The organism is Pseudomonas sp. 57B-090624, assembly GCF_003234055.1.
GTDB classification, from domain to species: Bacteria; Pseudomonadota; Gammaproteobacteria; order Pseudomonadales; family Pseudomonadaceae; genus Metapseudomonas; species Metapseudomonas tohonis.
In genome coordinates this window covers 48,439-66,807 of record NZ_QKRU01000002.1, presented here as the reverse complement: position 1 = coordinate 66,807, position 18,369 = coordinate 48,439, and the positions used below count along the sequence as shown (strand labels likewise).

16 protein-coding genes are annotated in these 18,369 nt (G+C 66.9%); 14 read left to right on the top strand and 2 right to left on the bottom strand.

Going from position 1 to position 18,369, the window contains the following annotated elements; genetic code table 11:
* Nucleotides 1-16 precede the first annotated feature (16 nt).
* The 14 genes from leuB (at nucleotide 17) to DMX10_RS01390 (ending at nucleotide 15,362) form a co-directional block, all read left to right on the top strand.
* On the top strand, nucleotides 17-1,099 hold the full coding sequence (gene leuB / locus DMX10_RS01455; RefSeq protein ID WP_111259431.1) for a 3-isopropylmalate dehydrogenase: 1,083 nt from the start codon (nucleotides 17-19) through the stop codon (nucleotides 1,097-1,099).
* Between the two features lie 57 nt (nucleotides 1,100-1,156).
* Nucleotides 1,157-2,269 carry an aspartate-semialdehyde dehydrogenase gene (gene asd / locus DMX10_RS01450; RefSeq protein ID WP_111259430.1) on the top strand — a complete coding sequence of 371 codons (1,113 nt, stop codon included), beginning with the start codon at nucleotides 1,157-1,159 and terminating at the stop codon, nucleotides 2,267-2,269.
* Between the two features lie 106 nt (nucleotides 2,270-2,375).
* Complete coding sequence (locus DMX10_RS01445) at nucleotides 2,376-3,377, top strand: aspartate-semialdehyde dehydrogenase (protein WP_111259429.1); 1,002 nt, start codon at nucleotides 2,376-2,378, stop codon at nucleotides 3,375-3,377.
* 154 nt (nucleotides 3,378-3,531) lie between these two features.
* Nucleotides 3,532-6,444, top strand: a complete 2,913-nt coding sequence (locus tag DMX10_RS01440; RefSeq protein ID WP_111259428.1) for a FimV/HubP family polar landmark protein — start codon at nucleotides 3,532-3,534, stop codon at nucleotides 6,442-6,444.
* A gap of 3 nt (nucleotides 6,445-6,447) precedes the next feature.
* On the top strand, nucleotides 6,448-7,308 hold the full coding sequence (truA, locus tag DMX10_RS01435) for a tRNA pseudouridine(38-40) synthase TruA (protein WP_111259427.1): 861 nt from the start codon (nucleotides 6,448-6,450) through the stop codon (nucleotides 7,306-7,308).
* Between the two features lie 57 nt (nucleotides 7,309-7,365).
* Nucleotides 7,366-7,989 carry a phosphoribosylanthranilate isomerase gene (locus tag DMX10_RS01430; protein ID WP_111259426.1) on the top strand — a complete coding sequence of 208 codons (624 nt, stop codon included), beginning with the start codon at nucleotides 7,366-7,368 and terminating at the stop codon, nucleotides 7,987-7,989.
* Nucleotides 7,983-8,255 (top strand): hypothetical protein, encoded by a 273-nt coding sequence (locus DMX10_RS32325; RefSeq protein ID WP_146602973.1) that lies wholly within the window; start codon nucleotides 7,983-7,985, stop codon nucleotides 8,253-8,255. Before DMX10_RS01430 ends, DMX10_RS32325 begins: the two co-directional genes overlap by 7 nt.
* 36 nt (nucleotides 8,256-8,291) lie before the next feature.
* Complete coding sequence (gene accD, locus DMX10_RS01420; protein ID WP_111259424.1) at nucleotides 8,292-9,164, top strand: acetyl-CoA carboxylase, carboxyltransferase subunit beta; 873 nt, start codon at nucleotides 8,292-8,294, stop codon at nucleotides 9,162-9,164.
* Nucleotides 9,161-10,438 carry a bifunctional tetrahydrofolate synthase/dihydrofolate synthase gene (gene folC / locus DMX10_RS01415; RefSeq protein ID WP_111259423.1) on the top strand — a complete coding sequence of 426 codons (1,278 nt, stop codon included), beginning with the start codon at nucleotides 9,161-9,163 and terminating at the stop codon, nucleotides 10,436-10,438. The genes accD and folC overlap by 4 nt, the downstream gene beginning before the upstream one ends.
* Before the next feature lie 6 nt (nucleotides 10,439-10,444).
* Complete coding sequence (locus DMX10_RS01410) at nucleotides 10,445-11,092, top strand: SPOR domain-containing protein (protein WP_111259422.1); 648 nt, start codon at nucleotides 10,445-10,447, stop codon at nucleotides 11,090-11,092.
* A 95-nt stretch (nucleotides 11,093-11,187) separates the two neighbouring features.
* Nucleotides 11,188-11,700, top strand: a complete 513-nt coding sequence (locus DMX10_RS01405; protein WP_111259421.1) for a CvpA family protein — start codon at nucleotides 11,188-11,190, stop codon at nucleotides 11,698-11,700.
* A gap of 91 nt (nucleotides 11,701-11,791) precedes the next feature.
* Nucleotides 11,792-13,297, top strand: a complete 1,506-nt coding sequence (purF, locus tag DMX10_RS01400; RefSeq protein ID WP_111259420.1) for an amidophosphoribosyltransferase — start codon at nucleotides 11,792-11,794, stop codon at nucleotides 13,295-13,297.
* Nucleotides 13,298-13,374: 77 nt separating this feature from the next.
* A complete protein-coding gene (locus DMX10_RS01395; protein WP_111259419.1) occupies nucleotides 13,375-14,586 on the top strand; it encodes an O-succinylhomoserine sulfhydrylase in 1,212 nt (403 codons plus the stop codon).
* Between the two features lie 11 nt (nucleotides 14,587-14,597).
* Nucleotides 14,598-15,362, top strand: a complete 765-nt coding sequence (locus DMX10_RS01390; RefSeq protein WP_111259418.1) for an SDR family oxidoreductase — start codon at nucleotides 14,598-14,600, stop codon at nucleotides 15,360-15,362.
* 225 nt (nucleotides 15,363-15,587) lie between these two features.
* Here the strand turns inward: DMX10_RS01390 and gspD are convergent, their stop codons facing one another.
* Entirely contained in the window at nucleotides 15,588-17,546 is a 1,959-nt protein-coding gene (gspD, locus tag DMX10_RS01385) for a type II secretion system secretin GspD (protein ID WP_111259417.1), read from the bottom strand.
* A gap of 4 nt (nucleotides 17,547-17,550) precedes the next feature.
* A complete protein-coding gene (locus DMX10_RS01380) occupies nucleotides 17,551-18,192 on the bottom strand; it encodes a type II secretion system protein N (protein ID WP_256604740.1) in 642 nt (213 codons plus the stop codon).
* Nucleotides 18,193-18,369: the final 177 nt, after the last annotated feature.

Genomic DNA, 18,369 nt, shown 5'->3' with positions numbered 1-18,369 from the left:
TCCGAAGGAAAGACTCATGAGCAAACAGATTCTGGTTCTCCCTGGCGACGGCATCGGCCCGGAAATCATGGCCGAGGCGGTCAAGGTGCTGGAGCTGGCCAATGACAAGTTCCAGCTCGGCTTCGCGCTGACCCACGACGTGATCGGCGGCGCCGCCATCGACAAGCACGGCGTGCCGCTGGCCGACGAGACCCTGGAGCGTGCCCGCCAGGCCGACGCCGTGTTGCTGGGCGCCGTGGGCGGCCCGAAGTGGGACAAGATCGAGCGAGACATCCGCCCGGAACGTGGCCTGCTGAAGATCCGTTCGCAACTGGGCCTGTTCGCCAACCTGCGCCCGGCCATCCTTTATCCGCAACTGGCCGATGCCTCCAGCCTCAAGCCGGAAGTGGTCGCGGGCCTGGACATCCTCATCGTCCGCGAGCTGACCGGCGGCATCTACTTCGGCCAGCCCCGCGAGCAACGCGTGCTGGAAAACGGCGAGCGCCAGGCCTACGACACCCTGCCGTATGCCGAGAGCGAAATCCGGCGCATCGCCCGCGTCGGCTTCGACATGGCCCGCGTGCGTGGCAAGAAGTTGTGCTCGGTGGACAAGGCCAACGTGCTCGCCTCCAGCCAGCTGTGGCGCGAAGTGGTGGAGGAGGTGGCCAAGGACTACCCGGACGTCGAGCTGTCGCACATGTACGTCGACAACGCGGCCATGCAGCTGGTGCGTGCACCCAAGCAGTTCGACGTCATGGTCACCGACAACATGTTCGGCGACATCCTGTCGGATGAGGCTTCCATGCTCACCGGCTCCATCGGCATGCTGCCTTCCGCCTCCCTGGACGCGAACAACAAGGGCATGTACGAGCCGTGCCACGGTTCCGCGCCGGACATCGCCGGCCAGGGCATCGCCAACCCGCTGGCGACCATCCTCTCGGTCTCGATGATGCTGCGCTACAGCTTCAACCAGGGCGCCGCCGCGGATGCCATCGAGAAGGCCGTGAGCAACGTCCTCGACCAGGGGCTGCGCACCGGTGACATCTTCTCCGCCGGTACCACCAAGGTCGGTACCCAAGCCATGGGCGATGCAGTGGTCGAGGCCCTGCGTAATCTGTAATCTGTCGGGCCCGCTGCATGGCAGCGGCCCACTTTTTCCCTGAAAGGTGTAGTTGTCATGAAGCGTGTAGGTCTGATCGGTTGGCGCGGCATGGTGGGTTCCGTACTCATGCAGCGGATGCTGGAAGAGCGGGATTTCGACCTGATCGAGCCGGTTTTCTTCACCACCTCCAACGTCGGCGGGCAAGGCCCGGCGATCGGCAAGGACGTCGCTCCGCTGAAGGATGCCTACAGCATCGATGAGCTGAAGAGCCTCGACGTGATCCTGACCTGCCAGGGTGGCGACTACACCAGTGAAGTCTTCCCCAAGCTGCGCGAAGCCGGCTGGCAGGGCTACTGGATCGACGCCGCCTCCAGCCTGCGCATGCAGGACGACGCGGTCATCGTCCTCGACCCGGTCAACCGCCGCGTGATCGACCAGCAGCTGGACGCCGGCACCAAGAACTACATCGGTGGCAACTGCACCGTCAGCCTGATGCTGATGGCCCTGGGCGGCCTGTTCGAAGCCGGCCTGGTGGAATGGATGAGCGCCATGACCTACCAGGCCGCCTCCGGCGCCGGTGCGCAGAACATGCGCGAGCTGATCAAGCAGATGGGCGCCACCCACGCTGCGGTCGCCGATGACCTGGCCAACCCGGCCAGCGCCATCCTCGACATCGACCGCAAGGTGGCCGAGACCATGCGCGGCGAAGGCTTCCCGACCGAGAACTTCGGCGTGCCGCTGGCCGGCAGCCTGATCCCCTGGATCGACAAGGAGCTGCCCAACGGCCAGAGCCGCGAAGAGTGGAAGGGCCAGGCCGAGACCAACAAGATCCTCGGCCGCTTCAAGAGCCCGATCCCGGTGGACGGCATCTGCGTGCGCATCGGCGCCATGCGCTGCCACAGCCAGGCGCTGACCATCAAGCTGAACAAGGATGTGCCGATCGCCGACATCGAAGGCATGATCAGCCAGCACAACCCCTGGGTGAAGCTGGTGCCGAACCAGCGCGAGATCAGCATGCGCGAGCTGACCCCGACCGCCGTGACCGGCACCCTCAGCGTACCGGTGGGCCGCCTGCGCAAGCTCAACATGGGCACGCAGTACCTGGGCGCCTTCACCGTCGGCGACCAACTGCTGTGGGGCGCGGCCGAACCGCTGCGCCGCATGCTGCGCATCCTCCTGGAGCGTTGATCGACACCGGGCGCCGATGAGGCTCGTCGGCGCCCGGTTTCCCTCGATTGCCTGCGTGCGGGGCGGCGGTTACAGTGCCGCTCCCGTTTCGCCAGAGGCAATGTCCATGAGCCAGTCCTTCGATATCGCCGTTGTCGGCGCCACCGGCACCGTTGGCGAAACCCTCGTCGAGCTCCTCGCCGAGCGTGAGTTCCCTATCGGCACCCTGCACCTGCTGGCCAGCATCGAGTCCGCCGGTGCCTCCGTGCCGTTCCGTGGCAAGAACCTGCGCGTGCGCGATGTCGCCGAGTTCGACTTCTCCCAGGTACGCCTGGCCTTCTTCGCCGCTGGCGAAGCGGTGAGCCGCAGCTTCGCCGATCGCGCCAGCCAGGCTGGCTGTGCGGTGATCGACCTGTCCGGGGCACTGGATGATGCCAAGCCTCTGGTGCCCGAGGCCAACGCCGGCCTGCTGGGCGAACTGGCCCCTCCTTATAGATTGAGCAGCCCGAGCGCGTCCGCCGTGGCCCTGGCCTGCGCGCTGGCCCCTCTGGCCTCCCTGGGCATCGAGCGGGTCACCGTCACCGCCTGCCTCGCGGTTTCCAGTCGTGGGCGCGAAGGCGTGAACGAACTGGCCCGGCAGACCGCCGAGTTGCTCAATGCTCGCCCACTGGAGCCGCGCTTCTTCGATCGCCAGGTGGCTTTCAACGTCCTCGCCCAACCCGATGCGGTGGACGGGGAGGGGCATGCGCAACTGGAAAGAAGACTGGCACGCGAATTGAAAGCGCTGCTCGTCGCCCCGGCGCTGGACGTGGCCGCCACCTGCGTGCTCGTACCGGTGTTCTTCGGCGACAGCCTGAGCGTCTCGCTGCAGGTGCGTGAGGATGTCGATCTGGCTCGTGTGCTGGAGCGACTGGAGGCTGCGCCAGGCATCGAGCTGGTCGAGCGGGACGACTACCCGACGGCAGTAGGTGACGCTGTTGGGCAGGATGTGATCTACGTCGGCCGGGTGCGAAAAGGCCTGGAAGACCCGCGCCAAGTCAATTTGTGGATTGCGTCTGATAATGTGCGAAAAGGCGCTGCACTCAACGCCGTACAGTCCGCCGAGTTATTGATAAAACACTATCTGTAAAAGATACTTACCTGAAAATTTGAAGAACTTTTCTAGCTTGACAATACTGGTTTAGTTTTCATCGCTGACGGGGAACCGCTATGGCGTGTTGTGGCAGCGATCAAAATACTCTCTCGTTCGGCCGAGAAAAAAAGATAAAACAAGGGATTACGCTATGATTCGGGTTCGCAAACTGGTGCTGGCAATTGCGGCTGCTTCGGCGCTGACCTCCGGCATGGCACATGCTCTGGGGCTCGGGGAAGTGACCCTGAAGTCCGCCTTGAATCAGCCGCTGGTGGCTGAGATCGAGTTGCTCGAGGTCCGCGACCTGGCTTCCAACGAAGTCGTTCCGAACCTGGCTACGGCCGAGGAGTTCAGCAAGGCGGGTGTCGATCGCCAGTACTTCCTGACCGATCTGAAGTTCACGCCAGTGCTCAAGCCCAACGGCAAGAGCGTGATCCGCGTTACTTCCAACAAGCCGGTGCGCGAGCCCTACCTCAATTTCCTGGTAGAAGTGCTGTGGCCCAATGGCCGCCTGCTGCGCGAATACACCCTGCTGCTGGACCCGCCGACCTATTCCCCCGAAACCACCGCCGCCGTCGTGCCGAGCATGCCCATCGCCGCCCCGGCCCAGGCCCCGCGTCCGGCCGCTGCCGCCCCGCGTCCGAGTGCCAGCCCGGCCGCCCAGGCTCCGCGTGCTTCCGCTCCGGTGGCGTCGACCGCTTCCACCACCAAGGCGGGCGCCGAGGAATACAAGACCACCGGTAGCGACACCCTCTGGGAAATCGCCCAGCGCAATCGCTCCAGCGGCTCCGTACACCAGGCCATGCTGGCCATCCAGGACCTGAACCCGGATGCCTTCGTCGGCGGCAACATCAACCGCATGAAGAGCGGCCAGGTGCTGCGCATGCCGACCGATGCGCAGATCGCCAGCCGTTCGCAATCCGAAGCCATCGCCCAGGTCGCCGCTCAGAACGCCGCCTGGCGTGACGGCAGCGCGGTTGCGGGCAGTGCCGGTCAGCGCCAGCTGGACGCCACCAAGCGCGCCACTGCCGGTGCCGCTCCTGCCAAGACCGAAAGCAAGGACAGCCTGCGCCTGCTCTCCGCCGACAGTGGCAAGGCCACCGCTGGCAGCGAGAAAGGGGCCGGCAACGGCAACAACAAGGCCCTGTCCGAGAAGCTGGCGGTCACCCAGGAAAGCCTGGACACCACCCGTCGCGAGAATGACGAGCTCAAGGGCCGGATGAGCGACCTGCAGAGCCAGCTGGACAAGCTGCAACGCCTCATCCAGCTGAAGGACGACCAACTGGCCAAGCTGCAGGGCGACCTGGCGAAGAAACCCGAAGCAGCGGCCCCGGCGACTCCGGCCACGCCGACCCCGGCAGCGCCAGCCGCTTCCGCCACCCCGGCGGCTCCGGCTGCCGAACAACCCGCAGTGGTGCCGGCTACTCCGGCACCCGACGCGACCCAGGCCACTCCCCCGGCCGGGCAGGCACCGGACTACAACTACAACGAGGAGCCGGCTGCACCCGATGCAGCCGCCCAGTCCCAGAACCAGCAGCCGGCCAGTGAGCCGGCTGATGCCGTTGAAAAACCTGCCGCTCCGGCCGAAGCCGCCAAGCCGGTCGAGCCGGCGCCGGTTGCTGCCGCGCCCGCTCCGGTCGAGCCGGAAGCCGAGCAGCCTGGTTTCATCGACGACCTGATGGGCAATCCGATGCTGCTGGGTATCGCCGGTGGCGGCGCGCTGCTGGCGCTGCTGGTCGCCCTGATGATCCTGTCCCGTCGCAATGCGATGAAGGAAGCCGAGCTGCAGAACAGCCTGGCGGCCCAGGATGACGACACCCACTTCGACAACGACCTGGACATCCAGGACAACGCCTTCGCCGGTCTCGAGAACGAGCCCGCCGTAGCGGCCGCTGCGCCCGCCCAGGCCGAAGAGCGCGTCACCGCCCAGACCGGCGACGCCATCAGCGAAGCCGACATCTATATCGCCTACGGTCGTTTCAACCAGGCCGCCGAGCTGCTGCAGAACGCCATCAATGACGAGCCGCACCGCGCCGACCTGCGCCTGAAGCTGATGGAGGTCTACGCCGAACTGGGTGACCGCGACGGCTTCGCCCGCCAGGAGAGCGAGCTGCGTGAGATCGGCGGTGCCTACGCCGAAGTCGATCAGCTCAAGGCCAAGTACCCGGCCATGGCGCTTGCCGCCGCTGCGGGCCTGGGCTTCGCCGCCAGCTCTGCCGCTGCGGACGACCTGGACAGCTTCAGCCTCGACGACCTGACCCTGGACGAGCCTGCCGCTCCCGCTGCCCAGGCGCCCGCCGCTGCGGAGTCGGATCTGGACGACGCCTTCGACCTGAGCCTCGACGAACTGGAAGCCGACCTCGATCGCGACCTGCAGGCGTCCGCCGGCAACGACGCGCTGGCCGGCCTGGACGATCTCGACCTGAGCCTCGACGAACCCGCCGCTCCGGCTGCGAGCCTCGACGACGAACTGGGCTTCGACCTGGAGCTGGATAGCAAGCCGCTGGCGGAAGAGCCGCTGGACCTGGGCGACGATCTCGCCGACTTCAGCCTGGATCTCGAATCCGACACCAAGTCGACCGTTGCCGAGGAAGACGACTTCCTCCTCAGCCTCGACGACGAGCTGGGCCTGGGTGGGGCCGAACCTGCCGCCGAGCCGGCCAAGGAAGAAGCCGCCTCCGCCTTCGAACTGCCGTCCGACTTCGACCTGTCGATGCCCGAGGACGAGCCAGCCGCCGAAGTGGACGCGCCGCTTTCCGACAGCTTCGCCGCCAAGCTGGATGAAGTGACCGCCGAGCTCGACCAGCTCGCCGAGAGCCTCGACCAGCCGCCGGCAGAAAGCGCGCCGGCCAGCACCGCCGCTCCGGCGCTGGACCTGGATGGCGAAGACGACTTCGACTTCCTCTCCGGAACCGACGAAACCGCCACCAAGCTCGATCTGGCCCGCGCCTACATCGACATGGGTGACACCGAAGGCGCCCGCGACATCCTCGACGAAGTGATGGCCGAGGGCAGTGAGAACCAGCAACAGGAAGCGCGCGAGCTCATCGCCCGTATCAGCTGATCAATGACCCAAGCAGTACCCACAACGGCAGCCGACTCGGCTGCCGTTGGCATTTACAGAATCGCCCTCGGCGTCGAGTACAAGGGCTCCCGCTATCGCGGCTTCCAGCGCCAGCGCGCCGGGGTTCCATCGGTCCAGGAGTGCCTGGAGAAGGCCCTGTCGAAGGTGGCCGGCGGCGCGCCGGTGACGCTCAGCTGTGCCGGCCGCACCGATGCGCTGGTGCATGCCAGCGGCCAGGTGGTGCATTTCGACACGCCGGTCCAGCGCTCCATGCATGCATGGGTCATGGGGGCGAACATGAACCTGCCGGGCGACATCAGCGTGGCCTGGGCCCAGGAGATGCCGCGGCATTTCGATGCCCGCTTCAGCGCCATGGCGCGGCGTTACCGCTACGTCATCTACAACGACCAGATCCGCCCGGCGCACATGGCCGAGGAGGTCACCTGGAACCATCGGCCGCTGGATGTCGAGCGCATGCGCGAGGCCGCCGCCCACCTGGTGGGCACCCATGACTTCAGCGCCTTCCGTGCCCGCCAGTGCCAGGCCAAGTCGCCGATCAAGACGGTGCACCACCTGCGCCTGAGCGAGCATGGGCGCTTCATCGTCCTGGACATCCGCGCCAACGCCTTCCTCCACCACATGGTGCGCAACTTCGCCGGGGTGCTGATGACCATCGGTGCCGGCGAGCGGCCACCGGAGTGGGCCCGCGAAGTGCTGGAAAGTCGCGTCCGGCGTACCGGCGGCGTCACCGCCCATCCTTATGGGTTGTACCTGGTGGAAGTGGAATACCCCGAGGAGTTCCAGCTGCCCAAGCGCTACATCGGGCCGCATTTCCTTTCCTGGCTGCCGGAAAACCCGGGCTGACGCTCCGCCGAGCCTTTGCTACCATCCAGCATCTTTTACCCACCCGGTGTCAGCAACTTGCCAGCCGTTCGCATCAAAATCTGTGGCATCACCCGCGTCGAGGACGCCCTGGCGGCGGCTGCGGCCGGTGCCGATGCCATCGGCATGGTGTTCTATCCCGCCAGCCCGCGCGCGGTCACGGCCGAGCAGGCCCGGGCGATAGTCGCGGCGCTGCCGCCCTTCGTCACCAGTGTCGGCCTGTTCGTCGACATGCCCGCCGCCGAGCTGGCGGCCATCCTGGATGTGGTCCCCCTCGACCTGCTGCAGTTCCATGGTGACGAGACCCCGGATGCCTGCTCGGGCCATGGCCGTCCCTATATCAAGGCGCTGCGGGTCCGGCCCGGCGATGACGTGGCCGCCCGCGTGCGCGAGTTCCCCGGCGCCTCGGGCGTGCTGCTGGACACCTATGTACCCGGCATCCCTGGCGGTACGGGCGAGGCGTTCGACTGGAACCTCGTCCCGGCCGAGCTGGACAAACCCGTGATACTCGCAGGCGGCCTCACCCCGGAGAACGTCGGGCTGGCCGTTGCACAGGTCAGGCCGTATGCCGTGGATGTCAGCGGTGGCGTGGAGGCGAGCAGGGGCATCAAGGACCATGACAAGGTGCGGGCCTTCATCGATGCGGCAAGAGCGGCATGCTGAACCCGTCGCCTGCATATGTGACGGCGCCGCTCGCGCTGCCGTCCATAACCCAGTTGCCCGGGCACGCGCGTATGCGCGCGCTGTCGGAACGGGCCGATTTTGCTTTTCGCGACGGTGCCATGCCGGCCTCCGTCGCCCAGATGGCCGGGGCTTTCCCGGCGACGCCGAGCGGGGCAGGGCGCACCATCGCCATCCCGCGGGTGCCGCCAACCCCGTCCGCAATCGTGAATTCGCTCAAGAACATGCGCAGGGCTCCGGGCCGCTAGCGCGTGTTCGGGCCTGAAGCTATGGAGAACGAGAGCATGAGCAACTGGCTGGTAGACAAGCTGATCCCTTCGATCATGCGTTCCGAGGTGAAGAAGAGCTCGGTTCCTGAAGGCCTCTGGCACAAGTGCCCGTCCTGCGAGGCTGTGCTGTACAAGCCCGAGCTCGAGAAGACCCTCGACGTCTGTCCCAAGTGCAACCACCACATGCGCATTGATGCGCGCACCCGCCTGGACATCTTCCTCGACGCCGAGGGCCGCGAGGAGCTGGGTGCCGAGCTGGAACCGGTGGACCGCCTCAAGTTCCGCGACAGCAAGAAGTACAAGGACCGCATCACCGCTGCCCAGAAGGACACCGGCGAGAAGGACGCGCTGATCGCCATGAGCGGCAGCCTGGAAGGCATGCCCATCGTGGCGTGTGCCTTCGAGTTCTCCTTCATGGGGGGCTCCATGGGGGCTGTGGTCGGCGAGCGTTTCGTCCGCGCCGCCAACGTCTCCCTGGAGAAGCGCTGCCCGCTGGTATGCTTCTCCGCCTCGGGCGGCGCGCGCATGCAGGAAGCGTTGATCTCCCTGATGCAGATGGCCAAGACCTCCGCGGTACTGGCGCGCCTGCGCGAAGAAGGCATTCCCTTCATCTCCGTGCTCACCGACCCCGTCTATGGCGGTGTTTCCGCGAGCCTGGCGATGCTCGGTGACGTGATCGTCGCCGAACCCAAGGCGCTGATCGGCTTCGCCGGCCCCCGCGTGATCGAGCAGACCGTGCGCGAGAAGCTGCCCGAAGGCTTCCAGCGCAGCGAGTTCCTGCTGGAGCACGGCGCCATCGACATGATCATTCCCCGTCAGGAACTGCGCGCCCGCCTATCGCGGCTGCTGGCGCAGTTCATGCGTCTACCCTCACCGGCCACCGCATGACCCAACGAACCCTCGCCGACTGGCTCGCCTACCTCGAGCAACTCCACCCCACAGCCATCGACATGGGGCTGGACCGCAGCCGCCAGGTCGCCCAGCGACTCGGCCTGCACAGGCCGGCGCCGCTGGTGGTCACGGTTACCGGGACCAACGGCAAGGGTTCCACCTGCGCCTTCCTCGCTTCCTTGCTGAGGGCGCAGGGCCTCAAGGTCGGGGTCTACAGCTCCCCGCACCTGCTCACCTACAACGAGCGCGTACAGATCGATGGCCTCGACGCCAGCGACGCTGCGCTCTGCGAGGCCTTCGCCGCCGTGGAGGCTGCGCGTGGCGATATCTCCCTGACCTATTTCGAGATGGGCACCCTGGCGGCCTTCTGGCTGTTCGAACGCAGCGGGCTCGACGCCGCGGTGCTCGAAGTCGGCCTCGGTGGACGCCTGGATGCGGTCAACCTGGTCGATGCCGACCTGGCGCTGGTCACCAGCATCGGCATCGACCATGCCGACTGGCTCGGCGACACCCGTGAAAGCGTCGCCTTCGAGAAGGCCGGCATCTTCCGTGCCGGCAAGCCCGCCCTCTGCGGCGACCTCGATCCCCCTGCACCGCTCATCGAGCAGGCCGCGACCCTGGGCGCTCCCTTCATCCTGCGCGGGCGTGACTACGACCTGGCGGTGGGCGAGGGCGCCTGGAATTGGCGGGGCGTCGACCAGAAGGGCCAGCTGCGCCACCTGCACGACCTGCCGCTGCTCGACCTGCCCCTGGAGAATGCCGCGCTGGCCCTGCAGGCCTACTCGCTGCTGGGCCAGGCCTGGGACGAGGCCGCCATCACCCGGGCGCTGCAGGCCACCCGGGTCACCGGCCGGCTGGATCGCCGCTCGCTGAAATGGCGTGGCAAGTCACTCACGCTGCTGCTGGATGTTGGGCATAATCCCCACGCTGCCGGCTACCTGGCCGAGCGCCTGCGCGCCCGCCCGGTCGCGGGTCGCCGCCTCGCGGTGTTCGGCCTGCTGGCCGACAAGGACCTGCCCGGCGTGCTCGCGCCGCTCAAGAACGTACTGCCCGACTGGGCGGTGACCACCCTGCCGTCGACGCGCAGCCGACCCGCCGCCGAATTGCAGGCCGCGTTGCTCGCCCTGGGCGTCACGGCCAGCAGCCATGCGGATGTGGCTGCGGCGCTGGATGCGCAGTGCGAGAAGGCCGGGGAGGGGGATGAAATCCTGGTGTTCGGATCTTTCTATTGCGTGGCCGAGGCGCTGGCCTGGCTCGCGCATCAGGCTTAAGGGGGAGTGGCTGTGCTGGACAAGGGACTCAAGCAACGCATCGTCGGTGCCCTGGTGCTGCTGGCGCTGGCGGTGATCTTCCTGCCGATGCTGTTCACCCGCGAGGACGAGCTGCGCCAGGTGCGCATCGACGCCCCGGCCATGCCGCAGACCCCGGAGATGCCGCCGGTGGAGATGGAAGCCGTGCCGGTTCCCGAGCCGCAGGTGCTGCCTGAAGAGCCCGTCCCGCCGCTGGATGGCTCCGGCCAGGCCAGTGCCCTGCCCGTCGCCCCTGCCGAGCAGCCCGGCACGCCCGTGCAACCGGCCCAGCCCCAGGCCCCCGCGCAACCCCAGGCCCAGCCGCAGCAGGCCCAGGCCGTGCCGCCGGCTGCCACGCCGCCCAAGGCGGAAGAAAAGCGCCTGGACCCGAACGGCCTGCCGGTCAGCTGGTCGATCCAGCTCGCCAGCCTGTCCAACCGGGCCAGCGCCGAGAAGCTCCAGCAGACCTTGCGCAACCAGGGCTACAACGCCTATATCCGCAGCGCGGACGGCATGAACCGGGTGTTCGTCGGCCCGGTCATCGAGCGCGCGGAGGCCGACCGGCTGCGTGACTCCCTGAGCCGCCAACAGAAGCTCAACGGCTTCATCGTTCGCTTCCAGCCCGAAAAAGGCTGATTCGCTCGCTCTATCAGAGCAATCTGATCCGCGGGTTACCGGAGTGACGGGGCTCTGCTAAAATGCAGCGCCTTTTCTGTTCGTGAGCTGCATACGTGGCATTCACCTGGGTCGATTGGTCGATCATCGCCATCATCGCCATTTCCAGTCTGATCAGTCTGAAGCGCGGCTTCGTCAAGGAAGCGCTTTCACTGCTCACTTGGATCATCGCCGGCATAGTCGCCTGGATGTTCGGCGGGGCCTTGTCACAGCACCTCACCGAGTTCATCGAAATGCCGTCGGCGCGCGTGATCGCGGCCTGCGCCATTCTCTTCATCGCCACCCTGCTCGTGGGGGCGTTGGTCAATTTCCTGATCGGTGAGCTGATCAGGGTCACCGGCATGGACGGCACCGACCGCTTCCTCGGCATGGTCTTCGGCGCGGCGCGCGGGGCTTTGCTGGTGGTGGTGCTGGTCGGCCTGCTGAGCCTGGCGCCGGTGCAAGAGGATCCTTGGTGGCAGCAGTCCACGCTGCTGCCGCATTTTCTCATGGTCGCCGACTGGTCGAAGAACCTGATTCTGGGCTTCACCAGCCAGTGGCTTGCCGGCAGCGTCAGCGCACCAAGCTGAGCCGCCAAACAACGGTCGGCGAGCGGGGCACCAACTGCCCGGCCCGTCGCCCGGTATTAGCCTGAACTACTAGCAGCAGGGGTTGCACCGCATGTGTGGCATCGTCGGTATCGTCGGTAAGTCGAACGTCAATCAGGCGCTGTATGACGCGCTCACCGTTCTCCAGCATCGCGGCCAGGACGCTGCCGGCATCGTGACCAGCCATGACGGCCGGTTGTTCCTGCGCAAGGACAACGGCCTGGTCCGCGATGTCTTCCAGCAGCGGCACATGCAGCGCCTGGTCGGCCACATGGGCATCGGCCACGTGCGCTACCCGACCGCGGGCAGCTCCAGCTCCGCCGAGGCGCAGCCGTTCTACGTCAACTCGCCCTACGGCATCACCCTGGCGCACAACGGCAACCTGACCAACGTCGAGCAGTTGGCCAAGGAGATCTACGAATCCGACCTGCGCCACGTGAACACCAATTCCGACTCGGAAGTGCTGCTCAACGTGTTCGCCCACGAGCTGGCACATCGCGGCAAGCTGCAGCCCACCGAGGAGGACGTGTTCGCCGCCGTCTCCGGCGTGCATGACCGCTGCCTGGGCGGCTACGCCGTGGTGGCGATGATCACCGGCTACGGCATCGTCGGCTTCCGCGACCCCAACGCCATCCGCCCGATCGTCTTCGGTCAGCGTCACACCGACGAAGGTGTGGAATACATGATCGCCTCCGAGAGCGTCTCCCTCGACGTGCTCGGCTTCACCCTGATCCGCGACCTCGCGCCGGGCGAAGCGGTGTACATCACCGAAGACGGCAAGCTCTACACCCGCCAGTGCGCCAAGGCGCCGAGGCTCGCCCCGTGCATCTTCGAACACGTCTACCTGGCGCGCCCGGACTCCATCATGGACGGCGTCTCGGTCTACAAGGCGCGCCTGCGCATGGGCGAGAAGCTGGCCGAGAAGATCCAGCGCGAGCGCCCGGACCACGACATCGACGTGGTCATCCCGATCCCCGATACCAGCCGCACCGCGGCCCTCGAGCTGGCCAACCACCTGGGCGTGAAATTCCGCGAAGGTTTCGTCAAGAACCGCTATATCGGCCGCACCTTCATCATGCCGGGCCAGGCTGCGCGCAAGAAATCGGTGCGCCAGAAGCTCAACGCCATCGAACTGGAGTTCCGCGGCAAGAACGTGATGCTGGTGGACGACTCCATCGTCCGTGGCACCACCTGCAAGCAGATCATCCAGATGGCCCGCGAAGCCGGCGCCAAGAACGTCTACTTCTGCTCGGCCGCCCCGGCGGTGCGCTACCCCAACGTCTACGGCATCGACATGCCCAGTGCCCACGAGCTGATCGCCCACAACCGCTCCACCGAGGAAGTGGCCGAACTGATCGGCGCCGACTGGCTGATCTACCAGGACCTGCCGGACCTGATCGAGGCGGTCGGTGGCGGCAAGGTGAAGATCGACCAGTTCGACTGCGCGGTGTTCGACGGCAAGTACATCACCGGTGATGTCGACGAGCACTACCTGAACAAGATCGAGCAGGCGCGCAACGACGCCAGCAAGAACAAGGTCAACGTGGTCAGCGCGATCATCGACCTGTACAACAATTGAGCGGCCGCCACTGAGCCGCACGTTGCAAGCCAGCAGCCCGGACCCGATCCGGGCTGCGTTTCTGATGAGGTAGCGATATGACGCAGGAATGGGAAGCCGGGCGGCTGGACAGTGACCTCGAAGGCGCAGCCTTCGACACCCTGGCGGTGCGTGCGGGGCAGCACCGCACCCCCGAGGGCGAGCACGGCGAGGCGATGTTCCTCACCTCCAGCTACGTGTTCCGTACCGCCGCCGACGCCGCCGCGCGATTCGCCGGCGAGGTGCCGGGCAACGTCTACTCGCGCTACACCAACCCCACCGTGCGTGCCTTCGAAGAGCGCATCGCCGCCCTTGAAGGCGCCGAGCAGGCCGTGGCCACCGCCTCGGGCATGTCGGCGATCCTCTCCATCGTCATGAGCCAGTGCAGCGCGGGCGACCATGTGCTGGTCTCGCGCAGCGTGTTCGGCTCGACCATCAGCCTGTTCGAGAAGTACCTCAAGCGCTTCGGCGTCGAGGTCGACTACCCGCCGCTGGCCGACCTGGCCGGCTGGGAAGCGGCCTTCAAGCCCAACACCCGGCTGCTGTTCGTCGAATCGCCGTCCAACCCCCTGGCCGAGCTGGTGGACATCGCCGCCCTGGCCGAGATCGCCCACGCCCGTGGCGCGCTGCTGGCGGTGGACAACTGCTTCTGCACCCCCGCGCTGCAGCAGCCGCTGAAGCTCGGCGCCGACATCGTCATGCATTCGGCCACCAAGTACATCGATGGCCAGGGCCGCAGCATGGGTGGCGTGGTCGCCGGCCGCAAGGCGCAGATGGAAGGCGTGGTCGGCTTCCTGCGTACCGCCGGCCCGACCCTCAGCCCGTTCAACGCCTGGATCTTCCTCAAGGGCCTGGAAACCCTGCGCGTGCGCATGCAGGCCCACTGCGCCAGTGCCCTGGAGCTGGCCCGCTGGCTGGAACAGCAGCCGGGCATCGAGCGCGTGTACTACGCCGGCCTGGAAAGCCACCCGCAGCACGAACTGGCCAAGCGTCAGCAGAGCGCCTTCGGTGCCGTGGTCAGCTTCGAGGTGGCCGGTGGCAAGGAAGCGGCGTGGCGTTTCATCGACGCCACCCGGGTGATCTCCATCACCACCAACCTGGGTGATACCAAGACCACCATCGCCCACCCGGCCACCACCTCCCACGGTCGCCTGTCGCCGCAGGAGCGTGCCAACGCCGGCATCGGTGACAACCTGATCCGCGTCGCCGTGGGCCTGGAAGACATCGCCGACCTCAAGGCCGACCTCGCGCGTGGCCTCGCCGCGTTGTGATCGAGTGGTCCATGGAGTCGTTGCCCGCCCATAACGGCAAGGTCGCGCTGGTCACCGGCGCGGCCCGTGGTATCGGCCTGGGCATCGCCGCCTGGCTGATCGCCGAGGGCTGGCAGGTGGTGCTGGCGGACATCGACCGTGCCCGGGGCAGCAAGGTGGCCAAGGCACTGGGCGGCAATGCCTGGTTCGTCGGCATGGACGTGGCCCATGAAAGCCAGGTCGCCGTGGGCGTCGCCGAAGTGCTCGGCCAGTTCGGCCGGCTCGATGCGCTGGTGTGCAACGCCGGCGTCGCCGAGGCCCATGGCGCGCCGCTGGAAAGCCTCGAGCTGATGCAGTGGAACCGCACCCTGTCGGTCAACCTCACCGGCCCGATGCTGCTGGCCAAGCACTGCGCGCCCTACCTGCGCGGCCACCGGGGCGCCATCGTCACCATCGCCTCGACCCGCGCCCATCAATCCGAACGCGACACCGAAGCCTACGCCGCGAGCAAGGGCGGCCTGGTGGCGCTGACCCACGCGCTGGCCATCAGCCTGGGGCCGGACATCCGCGTCAACGTGGTCAGCCCCGGTTGGATCGACTCCCGCGACCGCGCCGCTCGTGAAGAGGCGCCGCTGTCGGAATGGGATCACGACCAGCACCCGGCGGGCCGCGTCGGTACGGTGGAAGACGTCGCCGCCCTGGTCGCCTGGCTGCTTTCGGACAACAGCGGCTTCGTCACCGGCCAGGAGTTCCTGGTCGACGGCGGCATGACCCGCAAGATGATCTACCTGGACTGATCCCGATCTTCCCGGGGCTCTCGTGCGCGGGCGTCGGGTTTCACCCGACCTACCAGCCGGGCACATCGCTCTGGCAGATGCAGGGTGGAGGTCGCTCTTTACCTCCACCGTGCGGAGCCCCCGGTACGCACCGTTCCCGATCGTTCCACAGGCTTCCGGCACAAACAAAAAACGGGTGGCAGTGCCTTCGCACTGCCACCCGTTGGTTTTCCAGGGGCTCGGGTATCAGGGCGCCGGGCTTTCCGGCGGGCGCACGTCGATGGCCGGGGTGCCCTGGCCGCCGTCGAACAGCTGCACCGGGCTGCGCGGCAGGATGCTCGGGCGGTTCTCCCTGTCGCTCTGGTCGCCCAGCACGCGGATGTCGCTGTACTTCTTGCCCGAGAGCGCGGCGAGGCCGGCGCGGTCGCGGACCACGGTCGGGCGCAGGAAGACCATCAGGTTGCGCTTCACGTGGCTGTCCTTGGTGGAGCGGAACAGGCGGCCGAGCAGGGGGATGTCGCCCAGCAGCGGTACCTTGGAGTCGGTGGTGGTGACGTCGTCCTGGATCAGGCCGCCGAGCACGATCACCTGGCCGTCCTCGGCGAGGATGGTGCTCTTGATCGAGCGCTTGTTGGTGATCAGGTCCACCGCCTGGGCGGTGAGGGTGGCGCTGGGAGCGATGGAGGAAATCTCCTGCTCGATCTCCAGGCGCAGGGTGGCGCCCTCGTTGATGTGTGGGGTGACCTTGAGGGTCACGCCGATGTCCTTGCGCTCGATGGTGGTGAAGGGATTGTTGGCCCCGGCCGCATCGGTGGTGTAGGAGCCGGTCTGGAAGGGTACGTTCTGGCCGACGAGGATTTCCGCCTTCTGGTTGTCCAGGGTCAGCAGGCTCGGCGTGGACAGCAGGTTGCTCTTGCTGTTGGCCGAGAGTGCGGTGACCAGGGCGGCGAAGTGGTCGGTGCCGATGCCGATGATGGCGCCGTCGGGCAGGGTGGTCGGCAGCTTCTCGTCCTTGATGGCGTTGAGCACGGTGCCCACCGAGAGGCCGGTGTTGCCGAAGTTGACCCCGCCCAGGCCGCCGGTCTTGCCGCGGGCGTCGACGGCCCACTGCACGCCGAGGGCGTCGGTGATGTCGCCGGAGATTTCCACGATGGCGGCTTCCACCATCACCTGCGCGCGCGGCACGTCGAGCTGGCGGACGATGTCCTCCAGCGCGTTGACCGTGTCCGGTTCGGCCAGCAGGACCAGGGCGTTGAGGCTCTCGTCGGCACGGATGAGGATGTTCTGCGGCTTGCCCTGTTGCTCACCGCCGCCTTCCGGGGTCTTCAGGCCCTCGGAAATCTCGCCCAGGGTGGTGGCCAGGGCCTTGGCGTCGTTGTGGCGCAGGCGGATGACGCGGGTATTGGCCGAGCGTGAGGTCGGGGTATCGAGGGACTGCGCCAGTGCCACCAGCTTGGCGCGTGCCGAAGGCGGGCCGACGATGATCAGGCGGTTGGTGCGCGCGTCGGCGATCACCTGGGCGGCGTTGGTGCCCTTGGCCTGGCCGCGGCTGACCGCGCTGTTGAGCACCTCGGCGGCGTCCATCACCCAGGCGTTCTGCAGGTTGAGCACGGTGTAGTCGCGGTCGCCCTTCTGGTCGAGCTGGCTCATCAGGCTTTCGATCCGCGCGATGTTGGCGCTGCGGTCGCTGATGATCAGGGCGTTGGACGAGGTCACGGCGGCGAGGTGGCCGTATTGCGGCACCAGCGGGCGGATCAGCGGGATCAGCTCGGTCACCGGCGTGTGCTGCACCTGGATCACCCGGGTTTCCAGCTTGTCCGGCGCGGCCGGCCCGCCCTCGGCTTCGGACTTGGCCTCGGCGTTGGGGATGATGCGTGCCTGGTCGCCCTGGGTGACCACCGTGAAGCCATGGGTGGCCATCACCGAGAGGAACAGCTGGTAGACCTCAGAGAGGCTCAGCGGCGCCTTGGACACCACGCTGACCTGGCCCTTGACCCGGGGGTCGACGATGAAGGTCTCGCCGGTGATGTCGGCCACCTGGTCGACGAACTCGCGAATGTCGGCGTCCTTGAGGTTGATCGTCCAGCCATCCTGCTGGCTGCTTTCGGCCTGGGGTTGCGGGGTTGCCGCCAGCAGGGGCAGCGGCGCGGTAGCGAGGCCGGCGGCCAGCAGGGCGATACTCAGGCGCGAGAGGAGTGTGGGCATTGATTCATTCGCTTTCCGGGGGCTGTTCGGGCGGTAAGTCCGGCGGCAGGCCACCGGATTCTTCCATCTGTTTTCTCAGTGCTTCCATGCGTTCGCGCAGCTCGGCGGCGTTCTCCTCCTGGAGGCCGCCAAGGTCGTTCACAGCATCGTTCGCCTGCTCCGCCTCCATGGCGGGCGATCCGGGGGCGGCCAGGCGCGCCCGGGGGAATGTCAGGGTTTCGAGGCGGCCGCCACGGTCGATCTCCACACGGTCGCGGTAGACGGCGTGCAGCTTCACGCCGGGGCTGAGCTCATCGCCGCTGTGCAGGCGCCGGGGCTTTTCGCCCTCGGTGCGGATGATCACGCTCGAGCGCGCCGGGTCGGCATTGATGAAGCTGCCCAGCAGGGTCAGGCGCAGGTTGGTCGCCGGTGGCGGCGCATCGCTCTGCACGCGGCTCGGGCCGAACAGGGGTTCGAGGCGTTCCAGGCTGGCTGGAACCACGGCCTCGAGGGTGGGGTCACTGCTGGTGACGGGTGAATTGCGGAGCAAGCGTATCCAGTCGGCGGATTGCCAGGCGAGGCTCAGGCTCATGGCGATCACCAGGCCCGCGCCCAGCAGCGCAGGCGAATGCTGTTGCAGCCAGTGTCGAGCACCAGGTGTGGGCAAGTTGGGGGTTCTCCGCGAGTCGTTCTTGGTTTTCTGGATCGGCGAAAGTGCTGAATCATAGCAGTACGACGCAATCACGCTACAACTCGCTGGCACGTGTGTCGTGGAGGTCGATGTGCTAAGAATATTCCAGATTTTTTACGGGTTTGCGTGCGCGCCCGATCACAACGACAAGAG